Source organism: Candidatus Enterococcus moelleringii, assembly GCF_017377575.1.
Classification (GTDB): domain Bacteria; phylum Bacillota; class Bacilli; order Lactobacillales; family Enterococcaceae; genus Enterococcus_A; species Enterococcus_A moelleringii.
The window spans coordinates 14649-34644 of sequence record NZ_JAFREM010000001.1; the positions used below are offsets into that span (position 1 = coordinate 14649).

Below are 19996 nucleotides of genomic sequence, written 5' to 3' on the forward strand. Positions count from 1 at the left end.
CCTCCAAACGTTTACAATAGACATAGATGGGAGGTTATTATGTCAACACTTAAAGAAAAAGTGAAGCAGCTTCCGGAAACTCCAGGAATTTATTACATGAAAAATACGCAAAAACAAGTGATCTATGTGGGAAAAGCAAAAAAACTTAAGCAGCGAGTGAGTTCCTATTTCGTAAATAGTAAAGCACATGCCAACAAGACAAAGCAAATGATCCGCTTGATCGCTGATTTTGATTTCCAGCTGGTGGACACCGAATTCGATGCGTTGGTTTTGGAATGTGAAACGATCCATGAGCTGCGTCCGCCTTATAATCGCTTGATGAATCACTATGAAGAATACGGCTATTTCCAGTTCTTAGATCAGCCGCCTTATTTTCGCGTCCTAGATGATTGGTCGGATAACGGCTTTGTCATAGGCCCCTTCTATCGCAAAAGTAAAATGATTGATTTCAAGGATACGATGAACAGTGTCTATCATTTGGATGGACCTTTGCGTTACGCAAAAGGGATTGTCGCAGATTATCAGGATGTTCAGCCTGAGGAAGAATTTCTTCAGCGCTTGGAGGAGATCAAGCAAACCTTGCTGGGGCGTTCTACCCAGGTGCTGAATCGGATCGAAGAACGGGTGGAAGCAGCCAGCGATCGCAAGGATTTCGAAACAGCCCAACGCTGGTGGGGCAATTATTTATTAGTGGAACGCTTTTTGCGACGTAATCGCCAGCTGCTGCAGGCTACTAATGATTCGGTTTTTGTGGGGATTTTGCCGGAAGATAAAAAGTACTACTGCTACTTGTACGCCAAAGGTCAATTGATTGGACGAACAGTCTATCAAAGAAAGCCGCAGCCGGATCAAGCTTATCGTCGATTATTGAAGCAGGTGCCTGCTAAAAAGTGGCAAAGCTTGCAGGAAAAAAAGTATTTGGATAAGCAGGATGTCGATCTTTTCCCGATTTTCTTCAATTATTTACAGCGCCATGGTCAAGTACTGCGTTTTTCTTGGCCGGAGGAGTGAAAAGAATTTGTATTCGCTTTCGAAGATTGCTACAATAAACTCACAACACCTCAGATTGGAGCCCTTACATGCAGATTGAACAGATTCTAAAGCCTGAACAATGGGTGGTCACCATGTCTACCCATATCTCTTATGAACATTTGCCCCAATATATCGGCAATGCCTTCGCGGAGCTGTCAAATTATCTTCTAAAAAACGATGCTCAGCTAGTGGGGACGCCTTTTATTTCTTATATGAATTTAGACGAAAATGGTCAGGCCAAGGATGAGCTGCAGTTTGTCGAAATTGGTTTTCCAGTGGAGCGTCTGCTGCCGTCAACACCTAAATTCCAAGCGTATCTGCAGGAACCTTACCATGCGGTACGCACTGTTTTTATCGGAGATTATGATGTCCTGACGGAGCCTTACCAGGAATTATTGAAGGCAATTAAAGAAATTAATGGCGTCTTTGGTCAACGCAGCTATGAGTATTTCCTGACGGATACCAGCGTGCCTTTAGAGCAGCAGGAAACCATGATTGAATTAGCCTATATGCCGAAGGATCGGGAACGAGATTCAGAATAGAAAAACCAGCTTATCCTTTTGATAGGAGAAGCTGGTTTTTGTTTTATAAAGAAATCGGCCGATTATCCCCTTCATGAACGACCTCACGAAAATCTGCTAAACCAACCTGTAAGCCGCGAATTAAAATCTCGGCAGTACCGATGTTGGTAGCAAGTGGAATCTCATACACGTCACTAAGACGAATCAAGGCGTTTACGTCCGGTTCATGCGGCTGAGCCGCCAGAGGATCACGGAGAAAAAGTACCATGTCCATCTGATCTTCCGAAATCATCGCACCGATTTGCTGGTCGCCGCCTAATGGGCCTGACTTGAAGCGATGCACCTTCAGCTGTGTAGCCTCCATAATCCGAGTTCCAGTCGTACCTGTGGCATACAGCTCATGCTCCTGCAAAATTACTTCATAAGCAGTTACCAGTTTTACCATCAAATCCTTCTTACGGTCGTGGGCAATCAAAGCAATCTTCACGTAATCTCTCCTTTCAAATTTAAAACGTCTCTCCCCAGGTATCAAACACTAAATCATCGCCATCCGTATGGGCAATCGTCACACTGGCGTTAGCAAAAGGCGCGCCTTCGCGGGTCTTCCCTAAAGGAATTCCCTGCAACGTTTTTAGCAAAGTCCGCAGCACGATGCCATGACTGACAATTAACACCGTTCCGTCAGGGTACTGCTTACGCAAATCTTGTAATACTTCGTTGGTACGTTCCAGCAAGCTGTCATAGGTTTCCGCACCAATTGATTCAGCATCAAATAAATCTGGCCGATTCATGTAATTGTCAATTTGCGGATGGTCCGAGACACTGTCAATCTCTACCCCTTCCCACTCACCAAGATTCAACTCAATTAAGCGGCTGTCAGTGGTTAACACGCTCGGGTCCAGCAGATTGTGATGAGCCAAAAGAATCTCAGCTGTGGTTTGCGCTCGTTGCTGGGTGGATGAAACCACCAGATCAAAAGGCACATCCTTCAACTGTTCAGCTAAACGCTCGGTAGCTTCCGCCCCTTCTTTGGTTAACGGCGAATCCACCGTTGCTCCATTGAAACGACGCTGGCGATTGATTTCCGTTTCCCCGTGACGCACAAAGTAAAATGTAGTCATTAACCTTATCCCTCTATTCATTGATATATCTTTGTAATTGCAGAAATTCCGTTCCTTTTCAGTATACCGAACTTTTAGACCAATTGAAAATAAGTTAGAGAATTTGAAAAAAATACTTTATTAAACTCGATCGTAATATACTGGGATCTAATAACAATGATTTCGAAAAACACCCACATCCTGAATTTCTTTCGAATTATACGAACAATTTGAAGGCTAAATATTTCAGTCGGTAATTCTTAGAACACGAAGATGATTACTAATAATTATATGCCAAAAAAAGAATCCAGATAGAAAATGAAATCTATCTGGATTCTTCTAGTTTTATAATTTAAAGGAGTAGACGCCTTGCGGATAACACTAATTATAAGCAAAATGTCCATTCATTGTTTTCTCATTTTGTATTATTTTGCTTATTTACGTCTGCAATAAAACTTGTTACTTTTTCAGCAGATTCTTTTGATTCCTCAGTTAACTCGCCATCACTTGTTAGAATTGGTGTATCCAGTATTGATTTTATAGCAGAGGCAACAGAAGCACTCATAGCAATCTTTTCTTTGGCTGTTTGATTATACTTACTAAAGTCAGTTCCCTCAGTCTCAACGATATAACTCATCGTAGAATTAAGAGGTGTTAGAAGATTATCTAACTTGCTAAGTAATTTGTAAAACATCTTAGATCGCTGAGCAATACCCGTACACAAATCAGTTACGATGAGTAACTCTTCTTCAATCTTTTTAGCTTCAGCTAAATTAGCATATGCCTTGTCAAGATTTGCTGAAGCTTTGGCATCGAGAGCAAAACCTAAAACAGCCAGCGCTGGTCCCGCTACAAGGCCACCCAAGACCATTGATCCACCTGCGATACCTAATCCACCAGAAGCAATGGCACCGCCTCCAAAGAAAGCTAATGTTGCATTGGTTGCGGCTGCACCACTTAAAGTAGCAATAGCAGTACCAGTAGACGCTGCTCCTAAAGCCATTGCTGCATTATACGCTCCAAAGGCTGTTAGTGCTCCGCCAAGTGTGCCACCGGCAAGTCCTCCAAGCATTGAAGTCGCCATCGTACCTAACTCTTTCATCTCAGCAATACTTTGTTCATCCAAAGAGAAGACTTTTAATTCATCTAATCCCACCGAATTTTCCAACTCGACGTTCTTTATCTGGCTGAAAGTTTCTACAAAGGTTGAGATATTCCCATCAAGTATGTTTAGTTTCTTTCTTCCTAAGCTTTCTAAAGAATTACTTGAAGCTTTTCGGGCCTTTTCTGCTTTTGTTTTTGCTTCTTCATAGAGATTTTGAGCATGAGAATTTAGTTCTTTTGCTTTTTTGTTCTGAGCAACAGAATGTGCTCCTTTTCCAACTCCGGCGGCTGCGGCTGCGGCTGCAGCGGCTCCTAAAAATAAAGGTAATGGCATAATAAAAACTTCCTTTCTACATTTTTAAATTTTATAAAACAAAAGGTTTTTCATCATCAATCATTTGTTCGAATTCATCCATTGTTTCAAATTGAACATTCCCATTAAGCTGTTTAGTTATTGAATTAACATTGGATATAAAGCCGTCCACATCACCTATTTGCAATGAATCTTTAATACCTGAGAAAGCACTATCAAAAACTTGTTTGTGGCTACTCAAATATTCATTGATTATCTCATTCATCTCTTTACGATATGCGCGCATCGCTTTTATGGCTTCCTCGCATTCAGCCTCAATTCTTTGCCGATCTTCTTTTGCAAGCTTTGCTTCATTTAAACAGACGACAAAATCATGATACATCGAACTGGATAATGTGTAGCCAACCATACCTCCAATTAATGCTCCTACAACAGGTATCGGTATCATAACTTGTCCCACTGTGGCGAACATGGTTGACGAAAGCATACCTGTCCCTTTTTCACCTAATTCTGTTATACATTCAGTTCCATCGATTTCACCCTGAATATATTTGGATAATGTTTTTGTAGTTTCTAAAGCTACATTTACGACTTGAGTAGGCAAACCAGTATGCGATAAGGTTCGGATAAATTCTTTTTGCGAGTTTTGCATACCACCTTTTAGGCAACTCCCTGCAAAAGCAACTGTGTAAGAATAAGCTCCTGCTTTAGTCGCGTCTTTTGTGACATCAACAACTGCAGAGCTCGCGTTTTTTTCTCCTTTTGCAACGGCGATCATATTGGTCAATCCTGAAACGGAACCGCCTACAATCGCACCCACCTTGGCTTGTTCCAAACCAGCACGGTGGCCTAGCTTAACTATATCCTTTCCAGTAGATAACTTTGGATGTAGTCTAGCTTGTATGCTATCATCAGTACTCACAGTACTTTTTTCTAAACTATTATCAATCTTATTCAGCTTTTTTATTTCGGCTTCATGTTTTTTTGCAAGCGCTGTATTTCCCTTGCCCTTGGCGTTAATAAGTTGTTGCTCCTTTTTCTCAAGTTGAACCTGAATTTCTTCTTTAAGTCCATCATAACGATCTGAAGCGACCTTTATTTTCACATCATTCTCAAAGTATTTTTCATATTTGCGAGACTTCAATTTGCCTAAAGTTTCTTCTGGCGTTTTCCCTACAAATTTCATCTGAGATTCAGTGCCTGCTATAACCTTACCATTCATATCTAATTCTACAGTATCAGCTAAAGGGTCATTAACTCTTCCTATATCATCTGTCCTAGACATGCTACCTTTTTTTCCAGCTATCTTCTTTTCAGCATTTTGTCGGGCAACTTCTTTCACTTCTGCAGAATAGCCAGCTTGTTGTTTGATATTTTGTTCTCGATAATGCGGATCTGAATTTAACTTACCCTCTGAGATACCTTTTAAGCTTTGATGTAGTTGCTTACCAGTCTCATTATCAACTCCACTATAAGCTACTCCATGCTCTTTGACCGCAGAACCAAACCGTTGTACTGTGTCATTTCCCGCCCCAGCTAGCCCCGCCCTTAAGATCTCACTTTTTTTGTCTTTCTTTTCTTGAGAATTTACTTGTTTATCATCTTCGCTTCTCTCCATAAACTCCTACACCCCTCCATATTCAAATAATAATATTCATCCAGACTCAATTTATCTGAAAAATATTTATAACTCTCATCTACACGACACAATTCTGGCCTATTATCATAAATGGTGCAAAGATTACTTGATTCATCAAAGTATTTACAACAACCATTTTTTTCTGCCAAGTATGATAGATAGGAGATCGAACCCACTTTTCTACAACACAATCCGCATTTGATACAAGAAAAAGTCAAGATATTTCACCTTCGATCAGATTAATGTTTACGTTTCCAATTAATGCATGAGTCTTTGTCTTTATGAACTAATAAACAAAATAAAGCAAATCGCTAGTTTTTTTAATCATCTTTCATCACTTTATTTCCAGTGTCTATGTTTTCCCATTTGCCTGATAAATTTTTACAAACTTGAATATTTATAATTATACCAAATGTTCTGATAAAAATTCTGAATTTTTCCAAAAAAACCAAAATATTTGTAACATGGTCTAATTAGATACAATAGATAGTTCAAGATTAGAACAATTCTCTCTTTCCACAATCAAAATGAAAGGTGCTGAAAAGGCTAATCTGTTGCCTTTCCAGCACCTTTCGCATTATGCTCCTTAAATAAGAGATAGTAAGAAATTACCCTGCTATGAACTTTTGATACTGAGATTATGAAACACTATTCTTCCCCAATCTATTTCAAACCAACAATACTTTACCTAGACCATTCAAAACTTACCCATGTTGATTCGCATATTCCTGTTCTTGCTCCTGCATCCGTTGGCGTTCCTTTTCATTGTACCAAGGAGAAATCGTGAAGGCCAATACATCGTTTATCAAATACACCGAACTGTTGATAAACATCGCCAAGCTGGCTGAGCCGTGTCGGAAGGAAATAAACCACAGAACCATCTGAGCCAATCCTGAAGCTAACCACCAGAAATACTGATTGTTGTAACGCAAGAAGCTGATAATGCCTGCGGATAAACTAATCGCAAATGCAATCGCATCAATCCAAGGACGGGGATCATCGGTAAAGCGTTGAATCAGCGTGCCGGAAATAAAGTACACAATCACTGTTCCGACAATCGCAACGATCCAGCTCTTGCCGGTAAACTGGCGAATCTTGCTGGCCATGTTGCTGTTCCATTCTTTACTCAAAAGGACCGGAATATCCAAAGTTACCATGTAAGCAATTTGTTCGCCGATGCTCAAATAATTCTTAGCAGAAAAACCGACTACAATAAAACAAATCGCTGATAAAATACCCAACACACCATTGACAGACTTGGCTGCGCTAATCGATAAAATACATAAAACACCTAAATTAGTCCCAATAAAAGCCACGATCGACAGCCAAGTAATCGGACTGTTCACCAGCGTCATAATCTGACAGCCTAAGCTGAAATAGAATAAGTAATAATTTTGTTGCGGCCAGCCTTTTAGTTGATGACCTAAAAAATGCAAATAAGAACCCATGAAAAAACCTCCAATTTATTTTTGTGCTGGAGCTATCCTAACTTATTTTTTTCGATAGGTTAACTGATACGTTTGGTTCCCCTTACTTACTAGTTTCGAGGTGTTTTTTTTGTTTAATTTGACGAAAAAAGTTACGATTATTTTAGAGCAAAATTCAGAAAGAAGGATGTCAAAATGAAACAAGCACCAGAAATCAAAATTAAAGTCACCGATGTTACTGAACGATTGGAGGAAGGCTATCTGCTGTTAACCGAATTGCGTAAGGAAGCTGACGCACCAGTGGTGAAGGCTCATCTGCTAAATCAGGAAATCACAGCGATTTATGGCCAAGAGGCGGCGAAGATTTTCTATGATCCTCGCAATTTCAAACGAGAAGGTGCGATGCCGAAGCTGGTGTTGAAAACCTTGTTCGGTGAAGACGGCGTTCAAACCTTGGATGGACAAGACCACACTCACCGCAAAACGATTTTCATGGATCTGATGAGTCCGAAACGGATGGAGGAATACCATCGCATTCTTGATCGTCGCCTGACTGAGAAGCTGGATCAGCAGCATGGGGAATTCACTTTATTTGATGTGGCAAAGGATGTTTTGTTCCGTTCAATCTGTGAATGGTCCGGCATTAATTTAGCGGATTACAGCCCAGAGGAAATCGAAGAACTCACCGACTATCAAATTTCTATGATCAGCTCAGCGATTACCAGTCCTACTGCCCACCTTAAAGGGGTTAAAAATCGTGAGAAATCCGAAAAATGGGCGCAAGGATTGATTGAGCAGGCCCGGACCCATCCGGTGGCGGGCAAAGAAGACGTGGCACTTTATGCCTTTGCTAACGCGACAGATAACAATGGCGACTTGCTGCCGATTGATACTGCGGCGGTGGAGTTGTTAAATATTGTCCGCCCAACTGTTGCGTTAACTGTTTGGATTGCCTTAATGGGTCACGCATTGTTCAGCCGTCCAGATATTTATCAACGTCTGAAAGCAGAATTTAGTGAATTGCAGGATTCCTTTATTCAAGAAATGCGCCGTTATTACCCATTCTTCCCGATGCTGCCAGCCTTTGCGGTTCGAGATGTAGGAGTTGACGGCTACTTGATTCCGAAAGACAGCTGGGTAGTACTGGATATTTATGGCACCAACCACGATGAACGCACGATTGAAACACCGGATGTTTTTCGTTTGAAACGCTATGTTGGCAAGGAAAAACATATCTCCTATGATGAAGAATATGAAATGATCGCCCAAGGCGGTGGGAAATTCAACGAGATGCATCGTTGTGCTGGCGAATGGATTACCTTGCACACGATGCGAGTATTCTCTGATCAGTTGGTTAATAAATATAGTTTCTCCGTACCGGAGCAGGATTGGGAAATTCCGATGGACAGCTTCCCAACCTTCCCTAACAGTAAAGCCCTGCTGTTTAAGGATTAAATTGTGTTTTCAGTGCCTTTTTCTTTGTGAAGCTAGACAGCCATAAGCCTGTTGTGATAAGCTATATACTTGTGAAAAATAATCTTTTCAAGTGAAAAGCAAAATAAAAAAGCTGGGAGTTTTACCAGCAATATAGAAAAAAGGGCGAATGGACATGTCAACGACAGAAAACAAAGTTCCAATACACGAAACGCTGCTGGTTGGTGCCTTGTTGGCAGTTTCTGCTGGTGGGCTAGATGCGTATTCGTATTTAATTCACGGGAAGGTCTTTGCCGGGCTGCAAACCGGAAATCTGATACTGCTGGGAATTCATTCATTTTCAGCTGATGGTCCCGGTATTAGCCGCTACATCATTTCAATTAGCGCTTTTATGCTGGGAACCATCCTAGTGCGGCTTTTTCAGCAGCATCATCCTAATCAGCACACGCCAAGACAGCAGCTGTTTATTCTAGGCTGGGAATTATTTTTTATCTTTCTGGTGTCGATTTTTTCTTCTCGGCTAGCCGATCATTGGTCCAGTGCCGTCTTGTCGATGGTAGCCGCGGCACAGCTGCAGGAATTTCGTAAGCTGAAGGGCGACCCCTTCACTTCTTTGATGATGACAGGGAATTTCCGGACATTGGCAGCCAACGTAGCTGATGGTCTGTTTCTAAAGGATCGCCAAGCTTGGGGAAAAGCCGTTGATATCGGTGTGATTTTAGTGAGCTTCTTCGTTGGGGCTGCCTTGACCGGTATCTTGACGCCTCACCTGCAGGATCTGACTATATTGGTTTCCGGCGGCTGGCTGGTGTTGGCGATGCTGGTATTGGTAATCTATAGTAAAAGAACCAATAGCTGACAAAGAGAGAATGGAACATCGTCAAATGTGAGGATGTTCCATTCTCTTTCGTATTTCTCTTAGTTAAATTCCGGTTAGAAAAACAAGTGACATTGAAAGCGGAATCACGTATAATGGTACCACGGGGTTTGATGAGGAGCGAAAAAGATGGAAAAAAGACAACCAAAAATTAACAGTACTGAGTTCGCTATGAGCACAGCCGCGGCCTTCAGCATGATACTAATGAGCATTTTATTGATTTCTCGGATCGTAACCGATCATGAAGCGATGGATATTTTGAGCTTAATCACCGGAGCAATTGGAGCGTTTTGCTACGGAAAATTTATTATTAAAAAACAACTAGTTTGGCTGATTATATCAGGCGTCTTCTTTGCAGGCTGTATATTTTTCTTTATGAAGTATATTATGTAAGTGAATGGAAAGCAAAACGAGAGATGAACAGGATAAACTGTTCACCTCTCGTTTTTTAGTTCTCTAATAATGTAGTCCCGTATGAATTATCAATCGCGCACAACCAACGACCATCTACTTGCTTGAAAACATAGGTAGCTCTGCGTTCCATTGAAAATTCCGAGTTTTCCACCGCTGCTTCGCTGGCTTCTAAAAAGGTTTGGGCCAACACTAAGACCGTATCGCCGGCAATTAAGTAGACCATTTCCCCTTCAATCGGTTTGATGGAGTTGTCAAAGTAAGCCGCGATTTTGATAAAGGCCTGTTTGATTTGTTCCCGGCCATGGGCTTCCATCCCTGGCTTGACCACTAGCACTGCGTCTTCGGTATAGAACTCTACCAGTTCGTCGAATTTTTCTGCTTGAATGAGACGATCGCAGGTGTCAATAATCTGCTTGATCTCTCTTTCAGTTTGATTTTGTTCCTGCATAGTATCGCCTCCATTAGATTTTTATCGATTATATCATAAAAAAGAGCGGATTTCTCCGCCCTAATTTCATAAGCTATTCAGCTACTGTCTCACCTGTCCAGACATTCATGCCGCCCAGTACATTGACTGTTTGATAACCGCGAGCTTCTAAAATAGCTGCGGCTTGGCGGCTGCGGTTGCCGCTGGTACAAATCAAGTAGACCTTCTCAGCTTGATCTCCATCAAAGGTATCAATTTGGGATAAAGGCAGGCTTTGCGCTTGGGCAATATGCCGCGCTTCAAAGTCTCCGCGATCGCGAACGTCTACTAGAGTAATTGTATTTTGAGCCAATGTTTCTTCTAATTGATCAGTTGTCATTTGTTCCATCTTTTTGCTCCTTTAAGAAACGTGATACAATACATAATAACGCTTTTAACTGACACGTCAAGGAGGTTTTACTATGTTGCAGGATTTGGCACGTTTGGTAGACTACCTAACCACTTTTCCTGAGAATCATGCATTTGAATCAGAGACCCTATTAATCGCGGGCAACAGTATCCCCGAATTAACAGAGGCTGCCGCACATTTTTGCCAGCAGCACCCGACGATTACACAAATTATTTTCGCCGGCGGCATCGGTCACGGGACACAGCGTTTGGTCGACAGCATTAAGTCGCGAGGGCCGGAAATGAGTTTGCCGGATTGGGAAAATAAATCTGAAGCTGAAATTACAGCAGCCTTATTCGAAATTTACTACCCGGATCACGGATTAACTTTTCACCTGGACACGCAATCGACAAATACTGGGGAAAATGCACGTTTTTCTCGGGACTTATTTACTACAGCTGAACGACCGCAAAGTTTTTGGCTGGTGCAGGACCCATTGCTGCAGCTGAGAAGTCAGGTGACTTTAGTTCAGGAGTGGGCGCTACCATCTGAGGCGATTCAGCCCGTACCTTTTGAGCAGCCCGTGCTAATCGGCTATGATGAGGCACCCCATTTTGCCAACTCGTCGATGGATCAATGGTGGAGTAATGAGTATTTTCTTTCTTTAGTGATTGGCGAAGTTCGCCGGTTGCAGGACAATGAAGAAGGTTACGGACCAAAGGGTGCTGGCTTCATCCCACATGTAGATGTGCCGGAAGAAATAGTTGCAAGCTATCAGCGTTGTCAACGACTGCTTCAAGAAGATGTGCGCAAGGTCTAACTTCAAACAAAAAACGACCCCTGAATGAAAATTCTCAGGGGTCTGTATCTGTTTCTAAAAGGCCGGAATATTGGCACCTTCTGAACTATTCTTAATGTAATCAGCTACTTCTTCAGTCGTCATCGCTTTTTTCAAAACATCAATTTTTTCACTGTCTTTTTCATCTTCACGGGTAACCAGTTGCAATGCGTAGTGTTTACTTGCAGCTTCATCCTCTAACAAAATAGCATCCTTAGTAGTCAGATCAATCGGTTTTAAATAAGCCGGATAGCAAAAGACCATTGCGATATCCTTTTCATCGTAGGCTTTTGCCAAGTTCAACAAATCGACACTTTCAAAAGTCAGGTTTTTCGGATTTTCAACCACGTCCGCAACCGTACCGTCAAAGCCCACGCCTTCCTTCAGCTTAAGCACACCGTTAGCATTTAAGATAGCTAACGCCCGACCTTCATTAGTTGGATCGCTGGGAATCCCCACCTTCGCACCTTCCGGTAGATCCGTTGCATCATCATATTCCTTCGAGTAGAATCCGCCCGCAAAATAATAAATCGGTTGAACCGCTACTAGATTGGCATCCTTTTCTTGATTGAACATCTTCATAAAAGGCTCGTGCTGAGCAAAGTTGGCATCCGCCTCTTCGTGCTGCACCGCATCGTTGTAAGCCACATTGTCGCTGACTTCCATGATGTTAATAGTGTAACCCTCTTTTTCAGCTTCTTTTTTGGCGATTTCTAGAATGTCCTTGGAGGACTCCAATTGAACCCCCACGGTGATTTCTTTGTTTTCCTTGCTTGCTGCGGAATCATTTCCTCCACATGCTGCTAAAGTAAGTGTCGCTACTACTGCCAAGCTGGCTAAAAAGATCTTTTTCATTTTGTTCCTCCACTACTATATTTTTATAAATTATTTCCGTTTATCCAATTTTTGTGCTGTAAAGTTCCCCAGCATTTGCAAAATGAAGACCAGTGCGATCATAATCACGATGGCGACATACATAATGCCGTACTCATACCGCTGATAACCGACGCGAACGGCAAAGTCACCAATCCCGCCGCCACCAACAACGCCCATCACGGTTGAATAAGAAACCATGCTGACGGTGGTAGTGGTGTAGGCCAACACTAAACCGCTGCGGGCCTCAACCAATAGAAAATTCCAGATATATTGCAGCCTGGAGGTTCCCAAAGAGTTGGCTAGAAAATAAATTTCCTCCGGCACATCCAGTAAAACCTGCTCCACCAGACGGGCGAAAATCGCGGTCGCCACAATGCTTAAGGGAACCGATGATGGAATCGGACCAAAGGCTTTTCCTAAAACGGATCGCGTCACTGGAATTAAGGCGATTACGAATAATAAATAAGGAAACGAGCGTACCACCGTGACCACAAAATTTAACAGCCAATAAAGAGCTGGATGACTCCCCTTGACTTTGGGATTGGCTAAAAACAAACCTAATCCCAACGGCAATCCCACCAACAAACAAATAATCATGGAAATCGTCATCATAATTCCGGTTTCCTTTAGGCCGATTAAGAGTGACGGCCAGTATTCAACAAAACTTTGCGAAAAGGTCATGCTTGCAGACTCCTTTCCACTTTTTCTAAGTAAGAAAGTTTTTTATCTAAAAACTGTTTAGGATTATTTTGGAACTCTCCCACCAGCTGACCATTTTCCATCACTAAAATCCGTTCACACAGACTCTTTACCGTTTCCAATTCATGGCTGACAAAGAAAATAGTTGGACGCAGCTCCTGGTGAGTCTTATGAAGCAGCCGCACCACACTTTCGGTATTTTCTTCATCCAGCGAGCTGGTCGCCTCGTCACACAGCAGCCACTTCGGATCTCGGCTTAAGGCCCGGGCAATCGACACCCGCTGCTTTTCCCCACCAGAAAGCTGAGCCGGATAAGCATCCGCTTTGTGGCTCATCCCGACAAATTCTAATAAATCCCGAACTTTTTCCGGCTGTTTTTCTTTTAACAGTTTCAAAGGCAAAGCCACATTGTCAAATACTTTCAGGTTCTCCAGCAGATTGTAGTTCTGGAAAATCATCCCCATTTTCTGCTGCTGATGGCGGATAGCTGTTTTGGATAATGTCTGCTGATCGATTCCGTCAATCATGATTTGTCCCTCACTGGGCTGCTCCATCAAGTTCAACAGCCGCAGCAATGTTGTTTTTCCCGATCCACTTTTGCCGACAATGCCGACAATTTCTCCTGGCTCCACCGAGAATTGGATATTTTTCAAGGCTTGCGTCTTACTATAGAACTTCGACACATTTTTCAACTCAAGCATAGCTGCCTCCTAGAATAAAGTAACACAATATAACAACTGTTTTATCTGTACTAATAATGAAGATTTAATCGTCTAAAAACACGAAAGATTACTGATCAGTAATCGCGGGAGAAAACTCTCTATCTATATAATCACTTAAAACGAAATGGATTTCAAGCTTTTTGTTTAAATCGTCAAATATTTCTGTTTTTATACCTGTATCATTTTTAACGATAGCTGTCATTCAAAAGATAACGATTTGATTTTATATTTCTAACTCCGGCAACTGGTTGCAAAAATTGATAATAAATATTTTGCCGCATCGTTGTGTTTATAATTTTCTCAAAGACACTCCTAAAAACACAAAAAAACCAGACATAAAAAAGCTGCCTGGCAAGTCGTTTATTCCTATTGATTGATTGGCATTAGATGGAAATGAATCCGACGACCTTTTGCCAAAGATTGCTGACGAAATTCGTGGCCTGCTGCCACAGCCCGCCGAAATCTGGCGAAGACATGAAGGATTGCAAGTTTGAAATCATTTGATCCTTGTATGTATATAAGATGAACAGTAAAAACAAGACCCCGGCGATGCGCCACAGAAACGAGCCAACTTTCACGACGAAGTACACTAATAAGCCAATAAATACTAAAGCGATGATCTGATCCATGTCGATCCCTCCTATAAAATTCATTATCCATCATTTCAGGATTTTTTGCATGGGTCTTGGGTCCGATATGTTTACCGGACTTTGGGGATACTTGTATTTTAGGTAAAACGCGTGAAGGTTTTGCGAAGCCTTCTTTAAATAGGATATAAATCTGGTTTTAATTTGCTGCCTGTGAGAAAATGTTTTCAAAGAAAGGGTGATCAATATGTACAATCGGATGGCTGAAGAGACAGATTACCCGGTAATGGTGGCGTTGTGGGAGCGTTCCGTGCGGGCGACCCATGATTTTCTGGCAGAGCCGGATCTATTGGCATTGAAGAAAGCTATGCCTGACTACTTCGTTGATTTGGATATGAAGCTGTGGTACGACTACGATCAGATTGTCGGCTTTAGCGGTACGGCTGAAGAAAAGCTGGAGATGCTTTTTGTGGAGCCGCGGCATCGGCAAAAGGGTATGGGCAGCAAAATTATCAAACAGCTGATTCAAGAAGACGGGATTCACACAGTGGACGTGAACACACAAAACATCGCTGGCTTGAATTTTTACTTGAAGCAGGGCTTTGTTGTGACGGGGGAAAGTCCGCTGGATGGACAAGGACGACCATATCCCTTAACCCACCTAACCCTAAGAAAATAGCAAGAAAAGGCCATCAGTTTATTAGTACCCTCTCACCTAGATTCTTTGGCAGCTCTTAGCGGATTATCGGTAACCTCAAACACTGCCGCGTTATCATAAAGATAACAATCGTAAAGTGAGGGGAAATTATGCCAATTGCTACTGATAACAATTTAGAAGAGTTAAGTCCCTTTGAATTAAGTTTATTTTTAGAGAAAAAAATCCATGAAAACAATGACGGTAAAAACCTATTAAATGCCGGTCGCGGTAATCCTAACTGGACCGCACCTACCCCACGGGAGGCTTTCTTTTTACTAGGACAATTTGCGACCCAAGAAACGCTGCATGACAGCGGTGAACTAACAGCTGGTATGATTACCGCCAAAGCCGGCCGCAGTCAACGCTTTGTTGAATTTTTACAGCAGCACCCAGGAAAAGGCGCCGACTTTTTGAAAAAGATTTGGTTTTCTGACAACAATTATCTAGGTCTAACCAAGGATGATTGGCTGACAGAAATGCTGGATCACATCATTGGCGACAATTATCCCAACCCAGTGCGTTGTCTGACCGCCTGCGAAGGACCGATTAAAGCCTATTTGAATCAAGAGCTGTTTGCCAATTCAGCGATTCCCTTTGATATTTTCGCTGTCGAAGGCGGAACGGCGGGAATCTGCTACATATTTGATACTTTAATAAATAATTTTCTGCTGCACCGAGGAGATAAGATTGCCTTGATGCTACCGACCTTTGCGCCTTATTTGGAAATTCCTGAGTTGCCGCAATACGATTTTGACGTAGTAAAGATCCAGGCTAAGCAAACGGTGCTGGACGGCAAATCCAGCTATCAATTTCCTGACAGCGAGATTAACAAATTGCGGGATAAAAGTATTAAGGCGGTATTTGTAGTGAATCCAAGCAACCCGACTGCCAATGCGATTTGTTCTTCAACCGTTGATTTGATTAAGGAAATTGTCACCAACGACCATAAGAACTTGATGATCTTAACCGATGACGTTTATGGCACTTTTGTTCCCGAGTTTACTTCTTTGTTTGCGGAGCTGCCTTACAACACGGCGTGCATCTATTCTTATTCTAAATATTTTGGTGCAACCGGCTGGCGTGTGGGTACGATTGCCGTTGCGAAAGCCTCGGTTTTCGACCAATTAATTGCTGAACTGCCGGAAGAATATCAAGCCAGATTAGCTGAACGGTACGCTTCTGTTTCTAGCGATCCAAGTGAGATTTCTTTCATCGATCGAATCGTAGCGGATAGTCGCGACGTAGCTTTGAACCACGCAGCCGGACTTTCTTCTCCACAGCAAGTGATGATGACCTTGTTCAGTTTGTATTCTCTATTGGATGAAGGACAGGCCTACAAGGATGAAGTCATGGCGATTTGTCACGAGCGGGAAAAATTATTGTTCCACACGCTGGGCTTAGAAGAACCCTTAGCTTCTTTGGATACCGCTTATTATTGCGAAATCAATTATGAGGATTGGGTCCAAAAACGCTACGGCAAAGAATTCACCGCTTATTTGAAAAAATCGTGGACTGTAACCAAAATTTTAACTATCCTGGCGGAAAAAGAACAACTAATGCTGTTGAAAGCCAACGCCTTTGGCAGCGGCGAGTGGGCTGTGCGGGTTTCGCTAGCCAATCTATCCACCAGCCAATACGCTGAAGTGGGCAAACGGATCATCCATTTAACCGAATCGATTCGTGACGAATGGTTGAAAGAAACCAAATAATGACGTTCAAAGCAGGCACTTAGTTGTCTGCTTTTTTGCGTTCTAATCTATTTCTCAAAATTGGATGAGGAAAAACAAAGCCAATTGGCTGTTTTCAGGCTTGCTTCTTTGCTGTATTCTTGAAAAAAATGTGAAAGGAGTCATTTTATGAAAAAAGCAGTAACTATCGCCGGTTCAGATGCGACTGGCGGGGCTGGTTTGGAAGCAGATTTAAAAACCTTCCAGGAATTCGGTGTTTTTGGCTTGGCTGCGATCACTTCGATTGTCACCATGAATCCAGAAACAGGCAGTCATGCAATGAGTCCTTTAGATACCGGACTGATCAAAAGTCAAATCGATTCAGTCTTCGCTGGACCCATCGATACGATTAAAACCGGCTTGCTGCCTAGCAAGGAAGTCATTGAATTAGTCAGCCAGACCTTGAGCCAACGAACAGAAAAAATTGTGGTTGATCCCGTGCTGGGCGGAAAAAGCACCGTTGATTTTATCCAAGCAGAACCGGTTCAGGCAATGCGGCAGCACTTATTGCCACTGGCTTTTATTACCACGCCAAATTTACGCGAGGCAGGAATTTTATCTAAGCTGGGAGAACTGACCAGCAAGGAGGACATGAAAAAAGCGGCAGCGATTATTCATTCCTTCGGCGCCAAACATGTGGTGATCAAAGGCGGGGCGCGATTAGGGCTGGAACAAGCCTATGATCTGCATTACGACGGGGAGAATTTTACCTTCTACCCTCACCCATTAATTGATACGCCCTACAATCATGGGGCCGGCTGTACCTTTGCGGCCGCTATCACGGCAGCTTTAGCTAAAAATTACTCGCCGGAACAAGCCATTGACCTAGCGATTCGCTTTGTGGAAGCAGCGATTAAAGGCGGCAGCTTGATTAATCCTTTCACCGGACATGTCTGGCACGGCGCCTATAACCAAGCAGAAAAACGATTGGAGCTGAAGAACGATGAACAGTGCTAACAAAACACGAACGATTGTCTTAATTGCCCTTTTTACGGCTTTGACAATTGCCGGTACTATGATTAAAATCCCTTTACCAACTGGAGCCTTTATCCACTTTGGCAATGCCGTGGTCTTATTAGCGGTTTTATTAACCGGCTATTGGCAAGGTTCCTTGGCGGGCGGAATGGGCTTTTTCATTTTTGATATGTTGAATGGTTTTGCTAATGAGGCCCCCTACTTTTTATTGGAAAGCTTTGCGGTAGGCGCGGCCGCTTATCTAGGCTTCATGATTTTCAAAAAGCAGCCGAAAGCTGTTTGGCAAATTGTAATCATCGGCATCCTGGCGGGAATTGCCAAGTTTATCATGTCGGTGATCAAAGCAACAGTAATGAGTATGATCGCCGGCGCTCAACTGAGACCTGCATTCTTTGCTGCCCTGGCTACCATGCCAGCGACAGTCATCAACATTTTTTCTACTATTATAATAGTCAGTCTGATGTATTTTCCTTTGCGTAAAGCCATGCAAACCATTTTCCATAATCAGCCAAATTACTCCAAGTCGTAAAATCAATGATTTTACGACTTCTTTTTATGGTAAGATTAAAAGAAAACGGAGGCCAAGCTATGAAGTGCGGGATTTTTGATATGGACGGAACACTGATTAATTCTGAGAAGAAATATTTTGCTTGCTGGCAGAGCTTCATGCAGTGCGAAGGCTACGCCTTGACTACTGATTTTTATCGCGGGGTTTTAGGTACACCGATTGACGCTATTAAGCCATTATTTCTGGCAGAATATGGAAGCGATTTCCCCTTTGACACTTTGCTGGAACAGATCTTGCGTCGGCGAGAATGCTTCGTTGCTAATGCACGTTTTGAATTGAATCCAGGAGCACTAACCTTTCTGAAGGCTTGCCAAACTGCCGGAATCACTTGCGGTTTAGCCACCTCCTCTCCTGCTGCCGAAGCTAAGTCCATTTTAGAAGCTTTAGAGGTGTGGGATTATTTTACATTCACCGCTTTTGGCGACGAGGTCTCCAAAGGCAAACCCGACCCCGAAATTTTTCACTTGGCGGCGGAACGCTCTGGCCATCCCAAAGCTGAGATCGTCGTTTTTGAAGACTCCACGAATGGGTTATTGGCTGCCGCCGGTGCTGATTTGGCAGTTTATCACTTAAATGATTTTATCCCGCTTGCTGAAGAAATCAATCAGATTCCCCTTGGCAGCTACCAAGACTTTGATCAACTCTTAGCGGCCTGTCAGGGTCATCCTGAATTATTAACAACAAATTAATGGTTAGCTTTCCCTTTTTGGGTATTTTATACTACAATAGAGTGAAGGTAAAAAGCGCAAAGTGAGGTTAAAATCGTGCTAACGGAAGAACGAAGAACGAAAATATTGAATAAAATCGAAGAGAATCAGTTTATTTCTGTTAATGAATTGGCTAGAATATTTGCCGTTCATGAAACAACCATTCGGCGGGACTTAGATGAGCTGGAGGAACAGGGCTTGGTTTCTCGCATTCACGGCGGGGTGGTACCGGTTAGTATCAAACGGGATGAACCGGATTTTGAAGATCGAGCGACTGAGTGTCTCGATGAAAAGAACCGCATCGGTGAGTTTGCGGCGACTTTGGTGAAGGATGGCGAATGTATTATTTTAGATTCAGGAACTACCACCCTTCAGCTTGCGAAGGCTTTGAACGAAGGCGGCCACTATCAGACTTTGACAGTGGTGACGAATGACGTAAATATTGCATCAGTGCTGCGGCAAAACCGCCGGATCACCACCATTGTTACTGGCGGCACTTTGTTTCATGACAGCTTTATGCTGAATGGTCAGATCACCAATGAAACCTTGGAGAAGCTGGATGTTGACAAGGTATTTTTAGCAACTCCCGCCTTGAACATTGATAAAGGCTTGACGCATTTCAACGAACTGCTAGTGCCAGCCAAGGTGAACATGATTAAAGCAGCCAAGATCCGAATCGTGGTAACTGACCACACGAAAATCGGTCATCGTGCGCTTTACACCTTTCTGCCCATTAATAAGATGGACATCCTGGTTACAGATGTTGGACTAGACCTGACAATTGAAGAACAGCTGCTGGAGAATGGCTTAAAGAAAATTTTCAAAGTTTAAAAAACTAGAATTCGCTGGGGAATGTTTCCTGTTTGCGAGTTCTAGTTTTTGTTTTTTATGCACTTATTTTGTTTGCGATATTATTAGCTCTAA

The 19996-nt window shown here is 42.6% G+C and carries 24 protein-coding genes; 12 read left to right on the forward strand and 12 right to left on the reverse strand.

The window, feature by feature from the left end; translation table 11 throughout:
• Window positions 1-39 precede the first annotated feature (39 nt).
• On the forward strand, window positions 40-1011 hold the full coding sequence (locus JZO70_RS00070) for a GIY-YIG nuclease family protein (RefSeq protein ID WP_207671484.1): 972 nt from the start codon (window positions 40-42) through the stop codon (window positions 1009-1011).
• A gap of 68 nt (window positions 1012-1079) precedes the next feature.
• Entirely contained in the window at window positions 1080-1574 is a 495-nt protein-coding gene (locus tag JZO70_RS00075) for a GyrI-like domain-containing protein (RefSeq protein ID WP_207671485.1), read from the forward strand.
• Between the two features lie 43 nt (window positions 1575-1617).
• Here JZO70_RS00075 and JZO70_RS00080 read toward each other — a convergent pair whose 3' ends face one another.
• From JZO70_RS00080 to pnuC, 6 genes are all read right to left on the reverse strand, one after another.
• Entirely contained in the window at window positions 1618-2040 is a 423-nt protein-coding gene (locus JZO70_RS00080; RefSeq protein ID WP_207671486.1) for a methylglyoxal synthase, read from the reverse strand.
• Window positions 2041-2059: 19 nt separating this feature from the next.
• Entirely contained in the window at window positions 2060-2674 is a 615-nt protein-coding gene (locus tag JZO70_RS00085) for a histidine phosphatase family protein (RefSeq protein ID WP_207671487.1), read from the reverse strand.
• 394 nt (window positions 2675-3068) lie between these two features.
• Window positions 3069-4091 carry a hypothetical protein gene (locus JZO70_RS00090; protein WP_207671573.1) on the reverse strand — a complete coding sequence of 341 codons (1023 nt, stop codon included), beginning with the start codon at window positions 4089-4091 and terminating at the stop codon, window positions 3069-3071.
• A gap of 31 nt (window positions 4092-4122) precedes the next feature.
• Window positions 4123-5688, reverse strand: coding sequence for a hypothetical protein (locus JZO70_RS00095; protein ID WP_207671488.1), 1566 nt, complete (start codon window positions 5686-5688; stop codon window positions 4123-4125).
• Window positions 5658-5927: a YkgJ family cysteine cluster protein gene (locus JZO70_RS22735; protein WP_430748875.1), complete on the reverse strand. Its 270-nt coding sequence runs from the start codon at window positions 5925-5927 to the stop codon at window positions 5658-5660. Before JZO70_RS22735 ends, JZO70_RS00095 begins: the two co-directional genes overlap by 31 nt.
• 486 nt (window positions 5928-6413) lie before the next feature.
• Window positions 6414-7157, reverse strand: coding sequence for a nicotinamide riboside transporter PnuC (pnuC, locus tag JZO70_RS00100; protein ID WP_207671489.1), 744 nt, complete (start codon window positions 7155-7157; stop codon window positions 6414-6416).
• Between the two features lie 174 nt (window positions 7158-7331).
• Here pnuC and JZO70_RS00105 point away from each other — a divergent pair, with 174 nt between their 5' ends.
• The 3 genes from JZO70_RS00105 to JZO70_RS00115 all read left to right on the forward strand — a co-directional run bounded on the left by JZO70_RS00105 (window position 7332) and on the right by JZO70_RS00115 (window position 9840).
• Window positions 7332-8591 carry a cytochrome P450 gene (locus JZO70_RS00105; RefSeq protein WP_207671490.1) on the forward strand — a complete coding sequence of 420 codons (1260 nt, stop codon included), beginning with the start codon at window positions 7332-7334 and terminating at the stop codon, window positions 8589-8591.
• 154 nt (window positions 8592-8745) lie between these two features.
• Complete coding sequence (locus tag JZO70_RS00110; protein WP_207671491.1) at window positions 8746-9429, forward strand: YoaK family protein; 684 nt, start codon at window positions 8746-8748, stop codon at window positions 9427-9429.
• A gap of 147 nt (window positions 9430-9576) precedes the next feature.
• Window positions 9577-9840, forward strand: a complete 264-nt coding sequence (locus JZO70_RS00115) for a hypothetical protein (RefSeq protein ID WP_207671492.1) — start codon at window positions 9577-9579, stop codon at window positions 9838-9840.
• 55 nt (window positions 9841-9895) lie between these two features.
• On the opposite strand, the gene JZO70_RS00120 is transcribed toward JZO70_RS00115, so the two are convergent.
• Both JZO70_RS00120 and JZO70_RS00125 read right to left on the reverse strand, forming a co-directional pair.
• On the reverse strand, window positions 9896-10309 hold the full coding sequence (locus tag JZO70_RS00120) for a YybH family protein (RefSeq protein WP_207671493.1): 414 nt from the start codon (window positions 10307-10309) through the stop codon (window positions 9896-9898).
• A gap of 73 nt (window positions 10310-10382) precedes the next feature.
• Window positions 10383-10676, reverse strand: coding sequence for a rhodanese-like domain-containing protein (locus JZO70_RS00125; protein WP_207671494.1), 294 nt, complete (start codon window positions 10674-10676; stop codon window positions 10383-10385).
• A 73-nt stretch (window positions 10677-10749) separates the two neighbouring features.
• Here JZO70_RS00125 and JZO70_RS00130 point away from each other — a divergent pair, with 73 nt between their 5' ends.
• Entirely contained in the window at window positions 10750-11496 is a 747-nt protein-coding gene (locus JZO70_RS00130) for a YdcF family protein (RefSeq protein WP_207671495.1), read from the forward strand.
• A gap of 54 nt (window positions 11497-11550) precedes the next feature.
• Here the strand turns inward: JZO70_RS00130 and emtC are convergent, their stop codons facing one another.
• The 4 genes from emtC to JZO70_RS00150 all read right to left on the reverse strand — a co-directional run bounded on the left by emtC (window position 11551) and on the right by JZO70_RS00150 (window position 14440).
• Window positions 11551-12369 carry a metal family ABC transporter substrate-binding protein EmtC gene (emtC, locus tag JZO70_RS00135; protein WP_207671496.1) on the reverse strand — a complete coding sequence of 273 codons (819 nt, stop codon included), beginning with the start codon at window positions 12367-12369 and terminating at the stop codon, window positions 11551-11553.
• Window positions 12370-12399: 30 nt separating this feature from the next.
• Window positions 12400-13071 (reverse strand): metal ABC transporter permease EmtB, encoded by a 672-nt coding sequence (gene emtB, locus JZO70_RS00140; protein ID WP_207671497.1) that lies wholly within the window; start codon window positions 13069-13071, stop codon window positions 12400-12402.
• On the reverse strand, window positions 13068-13790 hold the full coding sequence (emtA, locus tag JZO70_RS00145) for a metal ABC transporter ATP-binding protein EmtA (protein WP_207671498.1): 723 nt from the start codon (window positions 13788-13790) through the stop codon (window positions 13068-13070). Before emtA ends, emtB begins: the two co-directional genes overlap by 4 nt.
• A gap of 404 nt (window positions 13791-14194) precedes the next feature.
• Window positions 14195-14440: a hypothetical protein gene (locus JZO70_RS00150; protein WP_207671499.1), complete on the reverse strand. Its 246-nt coding sequence runs from the start codon at window positions 14438-14440 to the stop codon at window positions 14195-14197.
• Window positions 14441-14645: 205 nt separating this feature from the next.
• Between JZO70_RS00150 and JZO70_RS00155 the strand changes: the two genes are divergently transcribed.
• From JZO70_RS00155 to JZO70_RS00180, 6 genes are all read left to right on the forward strand, one after another.
• Entirely contained in the window at window positions 14646-15077 is a 432-nt protein-coding gene (locus tag JZO70_RS00155) for a GNAT family N-acetyltransferase (protein WP_207671500.1), read from the forward strand.
• A gap of 128 nt (window positions 15078-15205) precedes the next feature.
• Window positions 15206-16804 carry an aspartate 4-decarboxylase gene (gene aspD, locus JZO70_RS00160; RefSeq protein WP_207671501.1) on the forward strand — a complete coding sequence of 533 codons (1599 nt, stop codon included), beginning with the start codon at window positions 15206-15208 and terminating at the stop codon, window positions 16802-16804.
• 147 nt (window positions 16805-16951) lie between these two features.
• Window positions 16952-17779, forward strand: a complete 828-nt coding sequence (gene thiD, locus JZO70_RS00165; protein ID WP_207671502.1) for a bifunctional hydroxymethylpyrimidine kinase/phosphomethylpyrimidine kinase — start codon at window positions 16952-16954, stop codon at window positions 17777-17779.
• Window positions 17766-18326, forward strand: coding sequence for an ECF transporter S component (locus JZO70_RS00170; protein WP_207671503.1), 561 nt, complete (start codon window positions 17766-17768; stop codon window positions 18324-18326). The genes thiD and JZO70_RS00170 overlap by 14 nt, the downstream gene beginning before the upstream one ends.
• A gap of 59 nt (window positions 18327-18385) precedes the next feature.
• The gene (locus tag JZO70_RS00175; protein ID WP_207671504.1) at window positions 18386-19054 is read left to right on the forward strand and encodes an HAD family hydrolase; all 669 of its coding nucleotides are present in this window, start codon (window positions 18386-18388) and stop codon (window positions 19052-19054) included.
• 75 nt (window positions 19055-19129) lie between these two features.
• Window positions 19130-19903 carry a DeoR family transcriptional regulator gene (locus tag JZO70_RS00180; RefSeq protein ID WP_207671505.1) on the forward strand — a complete coding sequence of 258 codons (774 nt, stop codon included), beginning with the start codon at window positions 19130-19132 and terminating at the stop codon, window positions 19901-19903.
• Window positions 19904-19996 lie beyond the last annotated feature (93 nt).